General features: G+C 66.1%; 15 protein-coding genes. 5 read left to right on the top strand and 10 right to left on the bottom strand.

Annotated features, from left to right (window positions below):
- Positions 1–84 precede the first annotated feature (84 nt).
- Positions 85–957, bottom strand: a complete 873-nt coding sequence (locus HNO53_RS03565; protein ID WP_209476318.1) for a LysR family transcriptional regulator — start codon at positions 955–957, stop codon at positions 85–87.
- Between the two features lie 46 nt (positions 958–1,003).
- A complete protein-coding gene (locus HNO53_RS03560) occupies positions 1,004–2,044 on the bottom strand; it encodes a zinc-dependent alcohol dehydrogenase family protein (RefSeq protein ID WP_209476317.1) in 1,041 nt (346 codons plus the stop codon).
- A 128-nt stretch (positions 2,045–2,172) separates the two neighbouring features.
- Between HNO53_RS03560 and HNO53_RS03555 the strand changes: the two genes are divergently transcribed.
- Positions 2,173–2,922 carry an NAD(P)H-dependent oxidoreductase gene (locus tag HNO53_RS03555; protein ID WP_209476314.1) on the top strand — a complete coding sequence of 250 codons (750 nt, stop codon included), beginning with the start codon at positions 2,173–2,175 and terminating at the stop codon, positions 2,920–2,922.
- 15 nt (positions 2,923–2,937) lie between these two features.
- Here the strand turns inward: HNO53_RS03555 and HNO53_RS03550 are convergent, their stop codons facing one another.
- Both HNO53_RS03550 and HNO53_RS03545 read right to left on the bottom strand, forming a co-directional pair.
- Entirely contained in the window at positions 2,938–4,413 is a 1,476-nt protein-coding gene (locus tag HNO53_RS03550; RefSeq protein WP_209476313.1) for a sensor histidine kinase, read from the bottom strand.
- On the bottom strand, positions 4,410–5,174 hold the full coding sequence (locus HNO53_RS03545) for a response regulator transcription factor (protein ID WP_209476312.1): 765 nt from the start codon (positions 5,172–5,174) through the stop codon (positions 4,410–4,412). Before HNO53_RS03545 ends, HNO53_RS03550 begins: the two co-directional genes overlap by 4 nt.
- 190 nt (positions 5,175–5,364) lie before the next feature.
- Between HNO53_RS03545 and HNO53_RS03540 the strand changes: the two genes are divergently transcribed.
- The 3 genes from HNO53_RS03540 to HNO53_RS03530 all read left to right on the top strand — a co-directional run bounded on the left by HNO53_RS03540 (position 5,365) and on the right by HNO53_RS03530 (position 7,388).
- The gene (locus HNO53_RS03540) at positions 5,365–5,655 is read left to right on the top strand and encodes a hypothetical protein (RefSeq protein ID WP_209476311.1); all 291 of its coding nucleotides are present in this window, start codon (positions 5,365–5,367) and stop codon (positions 5,653–5,655) included.
- Positions 5,656–5,743: 88 nt separating this feature from the next.
- Complete coding sequence (locus HNO53_RS03535; protein WP_209476310.1) at positions 5,744–6,625, top strand: cytochrome b/b6 domain-containing protein; 882 nt, start codon at positions 5,744–5,746, stop codon at positions 6,623–6,625.
- On the top strand, positions 6,609–7,388 hold the full coding sequence (locus tag HNO53_RS03530) for a molybdopterin-binding protein (protein WP_209476309.1): 780 nt from the start codon (positions 6,609–6,611) through the stop codon (positions 7,386–7,388). Before HNO53_RS03535 ends, HNO53_RS03530 begins: the two co-directional genes overlap by 17 nt.
- Before the next feature lie 12 nt (positions 7,389–7,400).
- On the opposite strand, the gene aroQ is transcribed toward HNO53_RS03530, so the two are convergent.
- The 6 genes from aroQ to HNO53_RS03500 form a co-directional block, all read right to left on the bottom strand.
- Entirely contained in the window at positions 7,401–7,994 is a 594-nt protein-coding gene (aroQ, locus tag HNO53_RS03525; protein WP_209476308.1) for a gamma subclass chorismate mutase AroQ, read from the bottom strand.
- A 53-nt stretch (positions 7,995–8,047) separates the two neighbouring features.
- The gene (locus tag HNO53_RS03520; protein ID WP_209476307.1) at positions 8,048–8,950 is read right to left on the bottom strand and encodes a PA4780 family RIO1-like protein kinase; all 903 of its coding nucleotides are present in this window, start codon (positions 8,948–8,950) and stop codon (positions 8,048–8,050) included.
- A gap of 27 nt (positions 8,951–8,977) precedes the next feature.
- A complete protein-coding gene (gene dbpA, locus HNO53_RS03515; RefSeq protein ID WP_209476306.1) occupies positions 8,978–10,378 on the bottom strand; it encodes an ATP-dependent RNA helicase DbpA in 1,401 nt (466 codons plus the stop codon).
- Between the two features lie 271 nt (positions 10,379–10,649).
- Positions 10,650–12,098: an efflux transporter outer membrane subunit gene (locus tag HNO53_RS03510; RefSeq protein ID WP_209476304.1), complete on the bottom strand. Its 1,449-nt coding sequence runs from the start codon at positions 12,096–12,098 to the stop codon at positions 10,650–10,652.
- Between the two features lie 22 nt (positions 12,099–12,120).
- Complete coding sequence (locus HNO53_RS03505) at positions 12,121–15,294, bottom strand: efflux RND transporter permease subunit (RefSeq protein ID WP_209476302.1); 3,174 nt, start codon at positions 15,292–15,294, stop codon at positions 12,121–12,123.
- Positions 15,295–15,393: 99 nt separating this feature from the next.
- The gene (locus HNO53_RS03500) at positions 15,394–16,605 is read right to left on the bottom strand and encodes an efflux RND transporter periplasmic adaptor subunit (RefSeq protein WP_209476300.1); all 1,212 of its coding nucleotides are present in this window, start codon (positions 16,603–16,605) and stop codon (positions 15,394–15,396) included.
- A gap of 313 nt (positions 16,606–16,918) precedes the next feature.
- Between HNO53_RS03500 and HNO53_RS03495 the strand changes: the two genes are divergently transcribed.
- On the top strand, positions 16,919–17,896 hold the full coding sequence (locus HNO53_RS03495) for a LysR family transcriptional regulator (RefSeq protein ID WP_209476298.1): 978 nt from the start codon (positions 16,919–16,921) through the stop codon (positions 17,894–17,896).
- Positions 17,897–17,899 lie beyond the last annotated feature (3 nt).

Below are 17,899 nucleotides of genomic sequence, written 5' to 3'. Positions count from 1 at the left end.
TCGGCACTCCTCTATCCTCATTGCCTTTCGCTTTCATTGAGAGTGCCAAGAGACTAGCCCATCATGCCGGCGGAAGCGCAAGGCTCACCCTGTTTGTCTATCCTCGAGGCAAGGTTCGGCTTGCACGGCCTCGGCGACGTAGGCCATGAAGGCGCGAATGCGTGCCACCCGACGCAGGTCTGGGTGGGTCAGCAGCCACAGGTCGGTGGCGAGCTCGGGAATCGGCTCGCCGAGGCGGACCAGCGTCGGTTCGACGTCGGCCAGGTAACAGGGCAGCACGGCGCGGCCGAGCCCATCACGGGTGGCGGCCAGCATGCCGAACATGGTATCGACGCGATAACGGCAGTGCTCGTTGGCCCCCTTCTCGGCCATCCAGGCGTCGAGCGCGGCATAGCCCAGGTGACGGTCCGGCCCGACCCAGGCATCGACAGCGCCATCGCCGAGAGCATAGACGGCCTGGGCGATGGTACCGATCCGCCGCCCCACCAGATGCTCCGGCGGTGACGACGAGGGCCGCACCGCCACGTCGGCATCGCGCTGGGAGAGATTGAACAGCTCGTTGGAGATCGCCACCTCGAGAACGATCTCGGGATGCGCGCGCTGGAAGCCGGCGAAGATCGGCGACAGCAGCCCCATCAGCAGCGTATCGGTGGTGGTCACGCGAATGCTGCCGGAGAGGAGCAGGTCTCGCCCCGCCACACGGCGCTCGACACCCAACACCTCGGCCTCCACACGGGCCGCGGTAGCCGCCAGGTCCTCTCCTGCCGGGGTCGGCACGTAGCCCGTGCGCGAGCGCTCGAACAGCGCCACGCCCAAGCGTCGCTCGATGGCGTTCAGGCGGCGAAAGACCGTGGCATGGCTGGCTCCCAGCCGCCGTCCGGCGCCGGAGAGCGAACCCGCCTCGGCGATGGCCTGCACGATACGCAGGTCGTCCCAGTGCAGCGACTGCTCATTCACGGCTCCCTCCCATCCAGCGCCGGCATGGCTCGGCTCCGGTCGCTGCTCAGAATTCGGTGACCACGGTCACGCCAACACCCTGGAACTCGTCCATGCTCGTCAGCGCCTTGATCGACTGTTCCAGGTCGATCCGTTGGCCAACCAGCTTCTCGGGCGAGAGCTTCCCAGTCTGGATCATGTCGAGCATGGCGCCGTAGCGATAGGCCTGCATGCCGTGGCTGCCCAGAATCTCGAGCTCATGGGCAATGACCTTGCTCATCGGAATGGCCGGCGTGCTGTGATCGGCCAGCATGAGCCCGACCTGAACGTGCTTGCCGCGCTTGCGCAGATTGCTGATCGAGTTGAAGCAGGTGGCGGGGTGTCCCAGCGCATCCAGCGACACGTGGGCACCGCCGCGCGTCACCTCGATGACCGCCTCGGCAACGCTCGCCACCTCGGTCGCGTTCACGGTGGCGACCGCGCCCAATTCACGGGCCAGCTGGAGCTTGTCTCCCGAGATGTCGACGGCCACCACGTTGGCGCCCACGGCATTGGCGATCATGATCGCGGACAGGCCGACGCCGCCGCAGCCGTGCACCGCCACCCACTGCCCCGCGGATGCCTTGCCCTGGTCGACCACGGCGCGAAACGACGTCACGAAGCGACAGCCCAGGCTGGCCGCTGTGGCAAAGTCCAGCGTCTCCGGCAAGGCCACCAGATTGGTATCCGCCTGGTGGATGCCCACGTACTCGGCGAAGGAGCCCCAGTGGGTGAAGCCAGGCTGGAACTGACTGTCGCAGACTTGGTGATTCCCCGAGTAGCATTCGGGACAGCTGCCGCAGCCGCCGACGAACGGCACCGTGACGCGATCGCCGACACGCCATTGCGTCACGTCCTTGCCCACCGCCTCGACGATGCCCGCCAGTTCGTGCCCCGGGACATGGGGAAGCCGGATATCGGGATCGTGCCCCATCCAACCGTGCCAGTCGCTGCGGCAAACGCCCGTCGCCATCACCTTGACCACCACGCCGTGTGTTTCCGGCGTCGGGTCGGGCAGGTGCTGGATTTGCGGCGGAGCGGAAAAGGCCTCGTAGACCACGGCTTTCATCAAGGTCCTCCCTGGCAGGCTGTTCAGATATGCAAAGTCGGTTGTCATTCTTTGGGAATATCGGATCGTCAGCGTACAGCATAGCCTGAAGGCAAGCATCACGTAGGCCAGCGAAGCGGAGACCCAAGATGCATGCCCTGATCGTGTTCTGCCACCCCGAACCCCACTCTTTCAACGGCGCCCTGAAGGACGTCGCCGTCGAGACCCTGCAACGGCAGGGCTACCGCGTCGAGGTCTCGGATCTCTACGCCGAAGGTTTCGATCCGCTGGAGAGCCCGGTTCATTACACCGACCGTGCCGAACCGGAGGCGTTCCTGCCCCTTACCGAGCAGCGTAGCGCCTTCGAGGGCGGCACCCTGCCCGCCGACGTGCAGCGCGAAATCGAGCGGCTCGAGCATGCCGACCTGGTGATCCTGCAGTTCCCGCTGTGGTGGCACGCCCAGCCGGCCATGCTCAAGGGCTGGTTCGACCGAGTGTTCGTCTACGGCGGGCTCTACTCCGGCCGCATGCGCTACGACCGGGGGCGTTTTCCCGACAAGCGGGTGCTGCTGTCGGTGACCACCGGCGCCCCGGCGCCGACCTTCACCCGGCATGGCCGCAGCGGCCATATCGTGGCACTGCTGTGGCCGATCCACTACTCGCTTTACTATCTGGGCGTTAGAGTGCTGCCGCCCCAGGTCACCTACGGGGTGCAGGGCGGCGGGCTGAGCTACCAGGACGAGGCAGCGTTCCGTGAGCGCCTGGAAGCGGAGAAGTTGGCCTGGGCAAGGCGGCTGGAAAGGCTCGACGGCGAGGCGCCGATTCCCTTCGCCGGCTGGGACGACTGGGACGAGCAGGGCAAGCTCAAGGCGGGGCACCCCGAGACCTGGCGCTTGTGAATGCCCGGGTAAGCGTCACGCACGGGGCAGGATGACGCTCACCTCGGTGCCCTTCCCCGGTGCGCTGACGATCTTCCACGCTACCCCGTGCCGTTCGCAGATTTCGCGTACGATCGACAGCCCCAACCCCGAGCCATCGCCCCTGGCGAGGCTGGCCCGGGTGCGGTAGAAGCGCTGGGAGACCAGCGGCAACTCCTCCTCGGCGATACCGACGCCGTTATCGATCACCACCAACCGCACCCCCTGCGGCAACGCTTCGGCGTCGAGACGCACCCAGCCCCCGGCGGGGGTGGCGCGCAGGGCATTGTCGATCAGGTTGGCCAACAGCCGGTCGATCAGCCCCAGGTCGGCCTCGACCTGGGGCAGCGAGGGGTCGCAGGTTACCGTCAGCGAGATGCCGGCCTCGCGGGCCTGATGCTGGAACTTGCCGACGATGTCGTGGGCCAGCTCGGCCAGCGCAAACGGCTCGCACTGCAGGGGGCGGTCGTCGGCGTCCAGCCGCGCCAGGGTCGAGAGCTGCTGCGCGAGACGGGTCAGGCGGTCAGCATTGTCGAGAATTGCCGTCAGCATTCGCCGGCGGCCCTCGTCGGCGGCTTCCGCGACCAGCAGCTGTTCGGCATAGCCACGTAGCGAAGTCAGCGGCGTGCGGAAGTCGTGCGAAAGGTTGGCTACCAGCTCACGCCGCTGGCGATCTGTCTCACGCATGGCCTGGAGCTGTGCCTCGATGGTCCCGGCCATGTCGTTGAAGGCCCGGGCCAGGCGACCCAGCTCGTCGTCGCGGGGCGCGGCAATGCGCTGCCCGTAGTCGCCGTTGGCGAATCGCTGTACCGCCGTGGTCAAGCGCGAGAAGCGCCGGGTCAACAGCGCGAACCACACCAGGCCGAAGACCCCCGACACCAGCAGCGCCATCAGCCCGGCCGCGACCAGGGTGCGGGTAATGGAGCTGGTTCGCAGCATGGAGAACATCGACGCTTGGCCGGCATTGGCGAGATCGACGTAAAGATAGCCCTGGCGGCGTGCCTCACCATGCTGGATGGGCGCGACGGAGAAGATTCCCGGTTCGGCACCGCAGGGCGCCGTCGCCAGCACGGGCAGCATCGGCTCTTCACTCAGCAAGGTTTCCAGCGCCCGAACCTCGATCCGTCGTCCCACTCCGCAGGCCGGCTCGGCGTAGTCGGCGATCACCCTGCCCTGCTCATCGAGCACATACAGCGACAAAGAGGGATTGATCGACAGAATATGGCGGGCCATGTCGCGTGCGGCAGCGCTTTCGGGACCTTGCCACAAGGCCGGCTGCATGACCTGGGCGAGATTCTTGGCGAGATCGATCTCCATCCGCTGCTGCAGTTCCCGGGTGAGCTGGTTGAACTGGCTGATGGCGATCCAGGCGGTGGCCACCGACAGCAGCAACAGGCTGGTCAGATAGACCAGCGCGATACGCGCATAGAGGCTGCGACCCAGCCGCCCGCAACGGCGCAGCAATCCCCTCATGAGCGCTCGGCGCCCGGCCCGGACGGCGGCGAGCCCTGGCACTCCGATGTCTCGGCGAAGCGATAGCCCACGCCCCAGACGGTCTGAATGAAACGCGGTCTGGCCGGGTCGACTTCGATCTTGCTGCGCAGACGATTGATATGAGTGTTCACGGTGTGGTCGTAGCCATCGAATTCCTCGCCCCAGACATGATCGAGCAGTTCGCCGCGACTGAAGCTGCGCCCGGGATGGCGCGCGAAGAGCGAGAGCAGCGCGAACTCCTTGCCTGTGAGCTGAAGCGGCTTGCCATCGAGCTGGACCCGGTGCCGGTCGGCATCGATGACCAGCGGGCCGCAGACCAGCGGCGGCGTGCTGACGATGCCGTCGTCACTGGGTGCCTGGCGCTGACCGCGGCGCAGCAGGGCCTGGATCCGGGCCATCAGGATCGGCATGGCGAAGGGTTTGGTAACGTAATCGTCGGCGCCGATCTCCAGCCCCACCACCACGTCGCGGATCGCCGCCTTGGCAGTCACCATCAGCACCGGCGTCAAGCTGTCGCGACGACGTAGCTGGCGGCACACTTCCAGGCCATCCACCCCGGGCAGCATCAAGTCCAGCGTCACCAGGTCATAACGTACTCCCGCCGCCTCGGCACCGAGCAATGCCAGCGCCGCCTCGCCGTCGCGAACCCAGTCACAGGCATACCCTGCCGCCTCCAGCGATTCGGTGAGCAGCCTGCCAATTTCGGCATTGTCCTCGACACAGAGGATTCGATAGCTCATCGCCAGACTCCCGCCCGTTGCCTGCGTCCACTCTAGAACGACAGCGACGCTGCTACATCACGAAATTATCACGAGAAAAGATATCACGACGTGATGGTTCCGTGATGAACCCATGGCGGCGCCTGACTAGTGTGACCCTTGCCGCTCCGGCATAACGCTGGCGGCCAATCCAAACAAGAGGTGCAAACCGATGAACCCGTTGAACCGTCCCAAGACCGCGCTGTTTGCCACCCTACTCGCCACGGCGCTGCTGCTGCCGACCGCCGCCCTGGCCGACGAACCCATGGAAAGCGACAGCATGGAGCATGAGGCCATGAGCGGCGATGAAATGGGCAGTGACGCCATGGACAGCGATGCCATGCAAGAGAAAGGCGCGATGATGGAAGAAGATGCCATGCATGACGATGGCGCAATGATGGAGGAAGACGATCACATGATGGAGGAGGAAGACGACATGATGTCGGATGACGATGCCATGTGAAGCACGGCTCGCGGTATCGGCCGGTGCTCGTCTGTAACTTCCTCCACCGGCCGATTTTCTCGATCTTCGCTCGCAGGAGGGTGCCGCGATGCGTGTCTTCAACTCATTCATTGACACGAACAGGAACCAATCTGCCACGGTCATCAAGAGACACGGCGCCTTCACACGGGTCTGGCATTGGGTCAATGCCGCCTGTCTGTTGGTGTTGTTGATGAGTGGCCTGCAGATCTTCAATGCCCACCCCGCCTTGTATTGGGGCAAGGATTCCAGTTTCGCCAGCCCGGCGCTATCGATTCACGCCGCGACGGATGACGACGGCGAGTTGCGCGGCATCACCCAAGTCGGCCCCTACCGTTTCGATACTACCGGGGTGCTGGGCCTTTCCGGCCCGGATGAAGCCCGTGAACGACGTGCTTTCCCGGCCTGGGCGACCCTGCCCGGCCCGCGCTGGCTCTCCTCAGGTCGCCAATGGCACTTTCTCGCCGCCTGGGTCTTCGCTTCCATGCTGATCGCCTACCTGGCGTATCTGGTGCTCAGCGGTCAGCTAAGGCGACGTTTGCTGCCACGCCGTCAGGAATGGCGAACCCTCCACCATACTTTCTACGACCACCTGCGGCTGCGCTTTCCGCGCGGCGAAGAAGCGCGCCATTACAACTTGCTGCAGAAGCTTGCCTACCTGCTGGTGCTGTTCATCGTCATGCCGTTGGTCGTGCTGACAGGGCTGACCATGTCACCAACCATGGATGCCGCCTGGCCATGGCTGCTGGATATCTTCGGAGGCCGCCAGAGCGCACGCACGATCCACTTCCTATGCGCCCTGGCCCTGGTGGGGTTCTTCCTGATCCACATCGTGCTGGTGCTGGTTTCCGGCGTCGCCAACAACTTGCGCTCGATGATCACCGGGCGCTATCGCTTACCCCCGGCCCTGCCCGCGAGCGAGGAGGCTCACTTCGATGAACAGCAAAAATAGCCCCACCGATCCTCGGCGTCGACGCTTTCTGACCCGCTCGCTGCTGGCCGCGTCCGCCGTGCTGCTGACGGGTTGCGACCGGCTGTCGCGTAGCGACACCATGGGCCGGCTGTTCGATGCCAGCAGTGCCCTGACGCAGAAAGCCCAGCGCCTGCTGGCCTCGCGCGAATCCCTCGCCCGTGAATATTCGCCCGAGGACATCGCGCCGACCTTTCGCGCCAACGGCACCACCAACCCGCAGGAGGCCGCCTACCGACGCCTGGCAGCCAACGGTTTCCGCGACTGGCGCCTGACGATCGACGGGCTGGTCGAGCGTCCGCAGCGCTTTTCGCTCGATGAGCTGCGGAGCATGCCCTCGCGTACCCAAATCACTCGCCACGACTGCGTCGAGGGCTGGAGCTGCATCGGCCAATGGACCGGGGTGGTACTCGGCGACCTGCTGGATCAGGTCGGGGTGCGGGACGAGGCGCGCTTCGTAGTCTTTCACTGTGCCGATCGCTACCGCGGCGGCGACGCCTACTACGAAAGCCTGGACATGATCGAGGCCTACCATCCACAAACGCTGATGGCCTATGGCCTGAACGGCCGCGACCTGCCCATCGCCAACGGTGCCCCGGTTCGGCTGCGAGCCGAGCGCCAGCTCGGCTACAAGATGGCCAAGTATGTGATGCGCATCGAACTGGTGGAGAGCTTCGCCCACCTCGGCCGCGGCCGGGGCGGTTATTGGGAGGACCGCGGCTACGAGTGGTGGGCAGGGATATAAGCTAGCCAAGCACTACCGTGCCAGGCGCTCCAACAACGGCTGGATCGAGACGTCACGCGGCTCGCCATCGAAGTCGTCCTGAACCAGCTCCGCCGCGCGCCGCTCAAGATAGCGCCCTGAACCTTCGACCGCGGCGATACGCTGTATGTCGGCCAGTGAATCGATGAGCTGCGGGGTCAGGCGATCCAGCACCGGGCGCACCTCCTCGGCGAGGTCGGGCGGGTCGGCGAAGGTCGAGCGCCCCTCCTGCAGCCATTGATGGTGCAGGCGCCGCTGTATCTGCTTGCTGGCTTCGAACTGCTTCTCGAAGAAGCGCCGGGCGAAATCCTCGTCGACGCCAGCGGCTTCGGCATCCTCCGCCACTTGTTCGAGGATCTGCGCCTCGCGTTCGGGCGCCTCGATAGGCGCGCCACTGTTCCACTTGGACTGGGCCACCAGCGGCGCCACGTCGAGCCGCTCGTCGATCAGTCCCAGCATGCGGTCGATGGCCGCCTTGTCCTCGTCGGGCGGCTCCGGCGGCTGCATCTGACACCCTGCCAACAGCAGGGCCAAGGCAATCGCAAGCCAGCGTCCGGGATGAATGGGCAACGTCTTACGCAACGACATGGCGATCCTCGCTCGGTTATTGGAGATGCTTCGAAAGGGTACTCCAATTCGGCTCAACGCTCCCGCTGGGATTCCCGCCACTCCTCGGCGGCTTCCTCCACGCCGGGCTCGTCGCCGCGGTTGCGCGCCCCCTGGCGATAGGCCTCCTCCTCGCGGACATCGTCGATCACGCTCATCAGCTCCTCCACGTCCACGGCGCTGGTGTCATGCTCGAAGCAGCCGGTCAGCCGGCTCTCCGGATGCAGGTCGCCGGACTCATAGAGCGCCCAGATCTCCTTGCCGTAGTCGGTACCGAGCAGCTCCCGGGCGAAGCGGCCAAAGTAGCGCCGCATGTTGTCCACGTCGCGCTCGAACATCCACTCGGCGCTGTTGTTGCCGGCGGCGTCCACCGCCTGGGGCAGGTCGATGATTACCGGACCGTCGGCGGCCAAGAGCACGTTGAACTCGGAAAGATCGCCGTGCACCAGGCCGGCGCACAGCATCTTGACCACGTCGCGCAGGATCTTGGCGTAGTACTCGCGGGCCTGATCGGCACTCAGGGTCACGTCATCCAGCCGCGGGGCAGTGAAGCCCTCGGCATCGCTGATCATCTCCATCAGCAACACGCCGTCGATGAAGCCGTAGGGCTGCGGCACCCGCACGTCCGCCGCCGCCAGCCGATAGAGAGAATCGACCTCGGCGTTGAGCCAGGCCTGTTCCTGCTCCCTCTGGCCGTACTTGGTCTTCTTGGCCATGGCCCGTGAGCGGCGGCTGTTGCGCTCGCGGCGCCCCTCCTGGTACTGCACCGCCTGCTTGAAGCTGCGCTGCTTCGCCTCCTTGAAGACCTTGGCGCAGCGGCGCTCCCCGTGGGACCGTACCACGTAGACTTGGGCCTCCTTGCCGCTCATCAGCTGGCTCTCGACCGCCTCGATCAGGCCGTCGTCGATCAGCGGCTGCAATCGCTTGGGTACCTTCACTTATCCTCCTTCTGATCTCAGCGGCTATTAGCGGCTGACACGCCGGGCGCGGAACGAGCGCCCCTTGAGCTTGCCCGTGCCGAGCTGGGCGAGCGCCGCTTTGGCGACCTCGCGCTGCACGGCGACGTAGGCGCTGCGCTCCAGCACCTTGATCTTGCCCACCTGCTTCCCCTCGATGCCACCCTCGCCGGTCAGCGCGCCGAGAATATCGCCAGGGCGCACCTTCTGCTTCTTGCCGCCGTCGAGCTGCAGCGTCGCCATCTCCGGCAGGAAAGGCTCCCGTGCCAGCACGTTGCGCGGCGGCAGTTGCGCCTCCTCGAGGGGCTCGCCAAGGAACTCGTTGAGCCGCTCGAGGCGATAAGCCTCGCTCTCGCTGACCAGGGTGCAGGCGATACCGGAGCCGCCGGCACGGCCGGTTCGCCCGACGCGATGTACGTGAACCTCGAGGTCGCGAGCGATCTGGTAATTGAATACCGCATCCAGCGCGGCGATATCCAGCCCACGTGCCGCCACATCGGTGGCCACCAGGATGGAGACGCTGTGGTTGGCGAACAGCACCAGGATACACTCGCGATCGCGCTGCTCCAGATCGCCATGCAGCGCCAAGGCGGCGAAACCCGCCGCGCAGAGGGCCTCGGCGACCTCATCGGTCTCGCGCTTGGTATTGCAGAACACCACGCTGGAATGCGGCCGATGCTGCAACAGCAGTCCACGCAAGGCTTCGAAGCGCTCGGCCTCGTCCGCCACCCGGTAGATGCGCTGGCGGATGGTGCTTTCGTCATGGCTCTCGCTCACCGCCACCTCGGCCGGGTCGCGCATCAGCCCCTGGGCGACGGCCCGAATCTCGCCGCTGAAGGTGGCGCTGAACAGCAGGGTCTGACGGCTGGCCGGCGTCGCGGCGACGATCGCCTCCAGGCTGGGCTGAAAGCCCATGTCGAGCATGCGGTCGGCTTCGTCCAGCACCAGGGTCTCGAGTGCAGCGAGGTCGAGCGAGCCTTTGCGTAGATGCTCCTCCACCCTTCCTGGAGTACCCACTATCACATGCGCACCATGCGCCAGGGAGGCGAGCTGCGGGCCCAGGGGAGCCCCGCCGCATAGGGTCAGCACCTTGACGTTGGGTAATGTGCGTGCAAGCCGCCGGATCTCGCCGGCCACCTGGTCGGCCAGCTCACGGGTGGGGCATAGCACCAGCGCCTGAACCTGGAAACGCGTTATCTCGAGGCGTGAAAGCAGCCCCAGGCCGAACGCGGCGGTCTTGCCCGAGCCGGTCCTGGCCTGGGCGATCACGTCACGCCGCGCCAGCACCGGAGGCAGGCTTGCGGCCTGGATCGGCGTCATGGCGTGGTAGCCGAGCGAATCGAGATTGGCCAGCAGTTCTGGCGCCAGCGGCAGCGAGGCAAAAACCCCGTCGTTGGAGGAGTCGGACACGGAAAGAGACCTGAAAGAAATTGAGCGATGCCGAGGCGGGCAGCAAGCGAAGCGGGAGTGCCTGAAGGCACGAACCGAGGGTAAAAGGAAGGCAGGCAGCATAACAGAAACTTGGGGATGGTGTAGCCTTCTCGACCGTTGCAGGTCAGCGAGTGCTTACTGGGGCGATCATGACAGGAAGGGGGCCGGGAGGGGCATGCAACAACATGAACCGGCACGGCGCACACCGTGCCGGTTCGTCTTCAAAGGGCAAGCCAGAGGCTTGCCCTCCTCAGGTGGAGGTCAGCGCAGATTCGACACTCGCGTGGCGCGGCTCGTCCATGCGCTCCTTCCAGCCGCCGGCCAGCGCGCGGTAGAGCCCCACCAGGGCAGTGGCGGCACGCACGTTGCTCTGAGCCAGACCGTCCTCGGCGTCCAGGCGTGAACGTTCGGCATCGATCACTTCCAAGAAGTCGATCACGCCCACCTCGAAACGTACCCGCGCCTGGCGGGCCGCCTCGGCGCTGGCCTCGGCAGCGGCCTCCAGATGTTCTCGCTCGCGCAGTGCCTGGGCGTAGCGGGCGAGTGCCGTCTCGGCTTCTTCCAGCGCGAGCAGCACGGTCTGCTCGTAGCGCGCCAGGTTGGCTTCGGCATCGGCATCGGCGGCGGCCATGCGCGCGCGCACCCGGCCACTGTCGAGGAACGACCAATCCACACCCAGCGCCACCAGCCGCGTTTCGCTGTCGCGGCTGAACAGGTCGCCAGTGCTGGCAGCCTGGGTGCCGAGCAGCCCGCTCAGGGTGAAACGCGGATAGAGGTCGGCGGTGGCCACGCCGATGCTGGCGGTAGCGGCATGCAGGCGCCGCTCGGCCGCGGCGATATCGGGACGCCGACGCAGCAGCTCGCCGGGAAGCCCGACGGCCACCTGGTCATGCAACGTCGGCATCGGTGCCGGCTGCTCCAATCTGGCGATCAGCGCTCCCGGCTCGCGCCCGGTCAGCACCGCCAGGCGATGGATGATGGCGGCAATCTCCCCTTCCAGTGCCGGAAGGCGCGCAAGCGTGCTCTCGAGCTGCGCCCGGGCGCGCACGCTGTCGAACTCGGTGCCGCGTCCGGCCTCCAACCTCGCATCGACCAGTGCCAGCGACTCGCGCTGGTTCTCGGCGTTGGCCTCGGCCACTCGCAGCTGCTCCTGCAGGCCGCGCAGGCGCATGTACTGATCGACCAGCTCGCCGACCACCACCACCTGCATGGCGCGCACATCGGCGGCAGAAGCCTCGACCTCTGCCTGCCGAGCCTCCACGGCACGGCGTATGCGGCCGAAGAAATCGAGCTCCCACAGCGCGGCGACGCCGGCGTCGTAACTTTCGAAGTCACGTTGGGAACGCGTTGCCTGCGGCATCTGGTCGGCACTGGCACGCTGGTGGGCGGCACCGGCCTCGGCGGTAACACTGGGCGCCAGGTCGCGACGTGACTGCCGCAGCAGTGCCAGGCTGCGATCATGGCGGGCCAGGGCAATGCGCAGGTCGTGATTGGCGTCGAAAGCCTCTTCGACCAGTTCGCTCAGCAGCGGATCGTCGAAGCTACGCCAGAAGTCGCGCTCGACGGCTTGCGTCGTGACCAGCCCCGGCTCGGCACGCACCAGGCTGGCCGATTCAGTCAGGGCCGGTGCATGGTAGTCGGGGCCCACCGCACAGGCGGCCAGCGCGAGGGCGAGCGGCAACGGCATCAGGTTACGCATGGTTCTCTTACGTTTGGCCAGATCAAGCATGGTAAGCCCCCTCCACGGGCTGTGCGTCGCCGGGCTCGGCCTGCCCACGCGTAACCAGCTTGCGCAGGGCAACGTAGAACACCGGGGTGAGGAACAGGCCGAACAGGGTCACACCAAGCATGCCGGCGAACACCGCCGTGCCCAGCGCCTGGCGTACCTCGGCGCCGGCACCGCCGGCCAGCATCAGCGGCACCACCGCGGCGGTGAAGGTGATCGAGGTCATGATGATCGGGCGCAGGCGCAGGCGGCACGCCTCCAGCGCCGCCTCGACGATGCCACGCCCCTGCAGCTCCAGTTCACGAGCGAACTCGACGATCAGAATGGCGTTCTTGCACGCCAGGCCGATCAGCACCACCAGGCCCACCTGCACGAAGATGTTGTTGTCACCGCCGGTGAGCTTCACGCCGATCAGCGCCGAGAGCATGCACATCGGCACGATCAGAATCACCGCCAGCGGCAGCGTCCAGCTCTCGTAGAGCGCGGCCAGGGCCAGGAACACCAGCAGGATGGCGAGCGGGAACACCACCAGTGCCGCCCCGCCCTGGTTGACCTGCTGGTAGCTCAGGTCGGTCCACTCGAAGCCCATGCCCGCCGGCAGCACTGCCGGGGCAAGCTGCTCGACCACTTCGATGGCCTGGCTCGACGACAGGATCCGCGGGTCGGCTTCGCCCATCAGGTCGGCCGCCGGGTAGCCGTTGTAGCGGATCACCGGATCGGGACCAAAGGTCCGGTCGACGCGGATCATGCTGCCGATCGGCACCATCTCGCCGTAGGCGTTGCGTGTGCGCAGCCGATCGATGTTCTCCACGTCCATGCGGTAGTCGCCGTCGGCCTGGGCCATCACCTGCCAGGTGCGCCCGAAGCGATTGAAGTCGTTGACGTAGACCGAGCCGAGATAGACCTGCAGGGTCTCGAACAGGTCGGTCAGCGCAACGCCTTGGGTCTTGGCCTTGACCCGGTCGACGTGCAGGTCGAGCTGGGGCACGTTGGACTGGTAGGAGGTGATCGGGTAGCCCATGCCCGGCGTCTGCATCAGCGCACCGCTGAAGCCGTCAACGGCCTGCTGCAGTTCACCGTAGCCCAGCCCGGCGCGATCCTGGATGAACAGCGAGAAGCCCGACCCCGAACCGATCCCGAGGATCGCCGGCGGGGTGAAGGCGAAGCTGAACGCCTCCTGCATGGAACCGAACTTGCCGTTGAGCTCGCCGACGATCTCCTCGGCGCTGCGCGAGCGCGACTCGAACGGGTCGAGACCGAAGAACACCGTGCCGGTATTGGGCGTGTTGGTGAACTGCAGCGGGTTGAGCCCGGGGAAGGCTACCGCCGAGCTCACGCCTTCGGTTTCCAGTGCCAGATCGGTCATGCGGCGGATCACCGCCTCGGTGCGGTCGAGCGAGGCCCCCTCGGGCAGCTTGGCGCCACCGATCAGGTACATCTTGTCCTGGGTGGGAATGAAACCGCCCGGCACCATCTGGAACATTACGCCGGTGCCGGCCAGCAGCAGCGCGTAGACGGCGAACACCGCGCCACGCCGACGCAGGCTGCGCCCCACGCCACGCTGATACCCCCGCGAGCTGGCAGCGAAGAAACGGTTGAAGGGGCGGAACAGCCAGCCGAACAGGAAGTCGATCACTCTCGACAGGCGATCCTTCGGCGCATCGTGGGGCTTGAGCAGCATCGCCGCCAGCGCCGGCGACAGCGTCAGCGAATTGACCGCCGAAATCACCGTGGAGATGGCGATGGTCACCGCGAACTGGCGATAGAACTGGCCGGTGACGCCTTCGAGGAAGGCCATCGGCACGAACACCGCGCACAGCACCACCGAGATGGCGATGATCGGACCGCTCACCTCGCGCATGGCCTGGTGGGCCGCCGCCAGCGGGGCGAGCCCCTCCTCGATGTTGCGCTCGACGTTCTCCACCACCACGATGGCATCGTCGACCACGATGCCGATGGCCAACACCAGGCCGAACAGCGTCAGGGTATTGATCGAGAAGCCGAGCAGGTAGAGCACGGCGAAGGTACCCACGATCGACACCGGCACCGCCAGCAGCGGGATCACCGAGGCGCGCCAGGTCTGCAGGAACAGCGTGACCACCAGCACCACCAGCAGCACCGCCTCGAGCAGCGTCTTGATCACCGACTTGATCGAGTCGCGGACGAACACCGTGGGGTCATAGACGATGGTGTGCTCCACGCCCTCGGGGAAGCGCTGGGAGAGCTCCTCCATCTTCTCGCGCACCGCATCGGAGAGTGCAATGGCGTTGGAGCCGGGGGCCTGGAAAATGCCGATGGCGACTGCCTGCTGGTTGTCCAGCAGCGAACGCAACGAGTACTCGGCGGCGCCGAGCTCGATGCGCGCCACGTCCGAGAGATAGGTGATCTGCCCATCGCTACCCGCCTTGACCACGATGTCGCCGAACTCTTCCTCGGTGGTCAGCCGGCCCTGGGCGTTGATCGAGATGAGGAAGTCCGATGTGGTAGGCGTCGGCGGTGCGCCGAGCTGGCCCGCTGAGACCTGCACGTTCTGCTCGCGGATGGCGGCGATGATGTCGCCCGCGGTGAGCCCCCGCGCGGCGGCTCGATCGGGGTCGATCCACACCCGCATGGCGTAATCGCCGGCACCGAACAGCATCGCCTGGCCCACTCCGGGCAGGCGCGCCAGCTCATCGCGCACGTGCAGCGCCGCATAGTTGCGCAGGTAGGTACTGTCATAGCGACCGTCGGGCGAGATCAGCTGCGGCACCATGGTCAGGTCGGGTGACTGCTTGTCGGTGGTCACCCCCTGGCGGCGCACCGCCTCGGGCAGCCGCGCCTGGGCCTGGGCGACACGGTTCTGCACCTGGACCTGGGCCTCGTCGGGGTCGGTACCGGGGCGGAAGGTCAGCGTCATTGCCAACACCCCGTCGGAGCCAGCCACCGATTTCATGTACATCAGGTCCTCGACCCCGGTGATCGCCTCCTCCAGCGGTGTCGCCACCGTCTCGGCGATCTCCTTGGGGTTGGCCCCGGGATAGACCGCACGCACCTGCACGGTGGGCGGCACCACGTCGGGATACTCGCTGACCGGCAGCAGCGGGATGGTAATGGCACCGGCGATGAAGATCAGGATCGACAGCACCGCGGCAAAGATCGGCCGGTCGACGAAGAACTTGGCGAAATCCATGACAAGACTCCCTCCCGGCGCGGACAGCCACGTCCGCGCCGAAGATCGTTCAGGGTTTATAGCGCTTGTTCTGTTACATCGGGCAGTGGAGCCTGGCGGTCAGTGCGTGGCGGCCAGCTCGTTGCCTCCCTCGGCCTGGCCGCGCATGTCGACGCTCTCCGCCGCCACCGGCATGCCGGGGAAGAAGATCCGCTGGGCGCCGTTCACGACCACCTGGTCGCCGGGTTCGAGACCGGCGGCGACGACACGCAGTCCGTCGGCCATGCGGCCCAGCTGCACGTCGCGGCGCATGGCGCGCCCCTCCTCGTCGACCACATAGACGTACTTGCGGTCCTGGTCGGTGAGCACAGCCTTGTCGTCGATCAGCAGGGTGTCCTCGGCGCTCCCCGCCAGCAGCTGCACGCGGGCGTACATGCCCGGGGCGAAGCGGCCTTCGCTGTTGTCGAGCACGGCGCGGGTAAGAATGGTGCCCGCCTCGGCATCGAGGCGGTTGTCGACGAAATCGACCTCGCCTCGGTAGGGGTAGTCCTCGTCGTTGGCCAACCCCACGCGCACCGGAATGCCGCCCTCGCGGAAGCTCGCCTGGCTGCCGTTGCGTGCCATGGCGTCGTAGTGCAGGTAGGCCAGCTCGTCGCTGTGGAAGTGCACGTGCACCCGGTCGAGGGCGACGATCCGGGTCAACGGCGAGGCCTCGGAGACCAGGTTGCCCGGCGTGACCAATGCCCGGCCGGCACGCCCTGCAATGGGCGCGCGCACTTCGGTGAATTCCATGTTGAGCCTGGCCGTTTCGGCAATGGCCCGGGCGGCGAGGATGTCGGCCTCGGCGGTAGCCGACGCGGCACGCCGCTGGTCCAGTTCCTCGCGCGAGATCGAGCGGCTCTGGGCCAACGCCTCGGCCCGGGCGGCTTCGCTGCGCGCCAGCTCGGCGCGAGCCTGGGCCCGCTGCAGCTCGGCTTCGGCCCGCTCCAGCTCGGCACGGTAGGGTCGCGGGTCGATGGTGAACAACACCTCGCCCTTCTCGACCTCCTGGCCTTCGGTGTAATTGACACTCTCGATGTAGCCCGACACGCGCGGCCGCAGGTCGACGGTTTCCACCGCTTCGATACGGCCGGTGAAGGCATCCCACAGCTCCACGTCCTCGACCAGCACCTGGGCCACGCTGACCTGAGGCGGCGGCGGCCCCTGCTCGGCGTTTCCCTGGTCATCGGCCTGGCTTTCACATCCTGTCAAAACGACGAGACCGGCCAACATGGCGGTAACCATGAACGCTCGCCGGCCGTCTAGATTTGCGAACATCTTGTGGACGTTCATTGTTTCAACTCTCCCAGTACAAATCGCAATTAGCAGTGTCGGTATTCTTTTCAGCCAGCGATGCTCGCCCCCTGCCTCACTATTCTTAATTCTTTCTGCCTGTTTTAATTAATGTCGTTTGTCGGAGTGATAAATCGACAGCTGCCACTTTGCCGACCATCACCATATCGGGTTACCGGTCACTTGATTAGTCGGGCCAACAGGGAAATACTGTCCCATTGGCGGGACAGTTCCCGTGCGGCCGTTCTCGTCGACTCTCGCCCTGCAGTGTTGCCCTCCCCTGACATTGCAAGCACGGCACAGGACAATGACCATGCTGCAAGACCTCAACGATGCCCTGATCTTTGCCAAGGTCGTGGAGCAGGGCAGTTTCATCGCCGCCGCCAAGCAGCTGCGCCTTGGAAAGACCACCGTCAGCCGCAAGGTGCAGGACCTGGAGCGCCGCCTCGGTGCCCGCCTGCTGAACCGCACCACCCGCAGGCTGAGCCTGACCGAAGCCGGCGCCATCTACTTCGATTACTGCAATCGCATCGCCCGCGACCTCGGCGAGGCGGAGAAGGCCGTGCATCACCTCGAGGAGAGTCCGCGCGGCTGGCTCAGGGTCACAGCCCCTTTCACCATGTGCACCGAGTTCACCTCGGTATTAATACGGGATTTCCGCCAGCTGCACCCCCAGGTGCGCATCGAGCTGGTGCTCTCCAACGAGCGCCTGGACCTGGTCGCCAACCAGATCGACGTCGCGCTGCGGGTCGGCGCCCTGCCGGACTCCAGCCTGGTGGCCCGCCCCCTGGCCCGCTTCCGCTCGTTCGTCTACGCCAGCGAGAGTTACCTCGCTCGCCATGGCGAACCTCGCACACCGGCGGACCTGGCTTCTCATGCCGTGCTGGCCAAGGCCATGGACCAGCGCGGCCAACGGCATGTCTGGCAGCTACGCAACAGCGCGAGCCAGGAAAGCGTCGAGGTGGAAGTCGACCCGGTCGCCATCGCCAACGATCCCTTCGCCCTGCGCGGCATGCTCGAGGATGGACAGGGCATCATGCTCGCCAACGAGTTCGTCGTCTGCCTCGCTGCGGAAGCCACGCGGCCACGGCGCATCCTCGAAGGCTGGGAGGGCCCCGAAGTGGAGCTCAATGCCGTCTTCCCGGGCGGGCAGCTCATCTCGCCCAAGGTGCGTACCTTCGTCGACTTCGTGGTCGAGAGCATGCGCATCGAGAGCCTGTCGGCGCCCGAGCCGTGGCGGCCTCCGGTGTCCACCGACGCACCGGCCGAGGCCATCGACGAGACCGCGTGATTC

The organism is Billgrantia antri, from assembly GCF_017868935.1.
In the GTDB taxonomy this organism is placed as follows: Bacteria; Pseudomonadota; Gammaproteobacteria; order Pseudomonadales; family Halomonadaceae; genus Halomonas; species Halomonas antri.
This window is presented reverse-complemented; position numbering and strand designations above follow the sequence as displayed.

What these genes read in the sequence shown, in the direction of transcription:
- HNO53_RS03500 (WP_209476300.1), bottom strand. Translation starts at nt 16,605, where the DNA reads ATGAACGTCCACAAGATGTTCGCAAATCTAGACGGCCGGCGAGCGTTC.
- HNO53_RS03510 (WP_209476304.1), bottom strand. Translation starts at nt 12,098, where the DNA reads ATGCGTAACCTGATGCCGTTGCCGCTCGCCCTCGCGCTGGCCGCCTGT.
- HNO53_RS03560 (WP_209476317.1), bottom strand. Translation starts at nt 2,044, where the DNA reads ATGAAAGCCGTGGTCTACGAGGCCTTTTCCGCTCCGCCGCAAATCCAG.
- HNO53_RS03505 (WP_209476302.1), bottom strand. Translation starts at nt 15,294, where the DNA reads ATGGATTTCGCCAAGTTCTTCGTCGACCGGCCGATCTTTGCCGCGGTG.
- HNO53_RS03535 (WP_209476310.1), top strand. Translation starts at nt 5,744, where the DNA reads ATGCGTGTCTTCAACTCATTCATTGACACGAACAGGAACCAATCTGCC.
- HNO53_RS03550 (WP_209476313.1), bottom strand. Translation starts at nt 4,413, where the DNA reads ATGAGGGGATTGCTGCGCCGTTGCGGGCGGCTGGGTCGCAGCCTCTAT.
- HNO53_RS03530 (WP_209476309.1), top strand. Translation starts at nt 6,609, where the DNA reads ATGAACAGCAAAAATAGCCCCACCGATCCTCGGCGTCGACGCTTTCTG.
- HNO53_RS03540 (WP_209476311.1), top strand. Translation starts at nt 5,365, where the DNA reads ATGAACCCGTTGAACCGTCCCAAGACCGCGCTGTTTGCCACCCTACTC.
- HNO53_RS03545 (WP_209476312.1), bottom strand. Translation starts at nt 5,174, where the DNA reads ATGAGCTATCGAATCCTCTGTGTCGAGGACAATGCCGAAATTGGCAGG.
- HNO53_RS03495 (WP_209476298.1), top strand. Translation starts at nt 16,919, where the DNA reads ATGCTGCAAGACCTCAACGATGCCCTGATCTTTGCCAAGGTCGTGGAG.
- HNO53_RS03555 (WP_209476314.1), top strand. Translation starts at nt 2,173, where the DNA reads ATGCATGCCCTGATCGTGTTCTGCCACCCCGAACCCCACTCTTTCAAC.
- aroQ (WP_209476308.1), bottom strand. Translation starts at nt 7,994, where the DNA reads ATGTCGTTGCGTAAGACGTTGCCCATTCATCCCGGACGCTGGCTTGCG.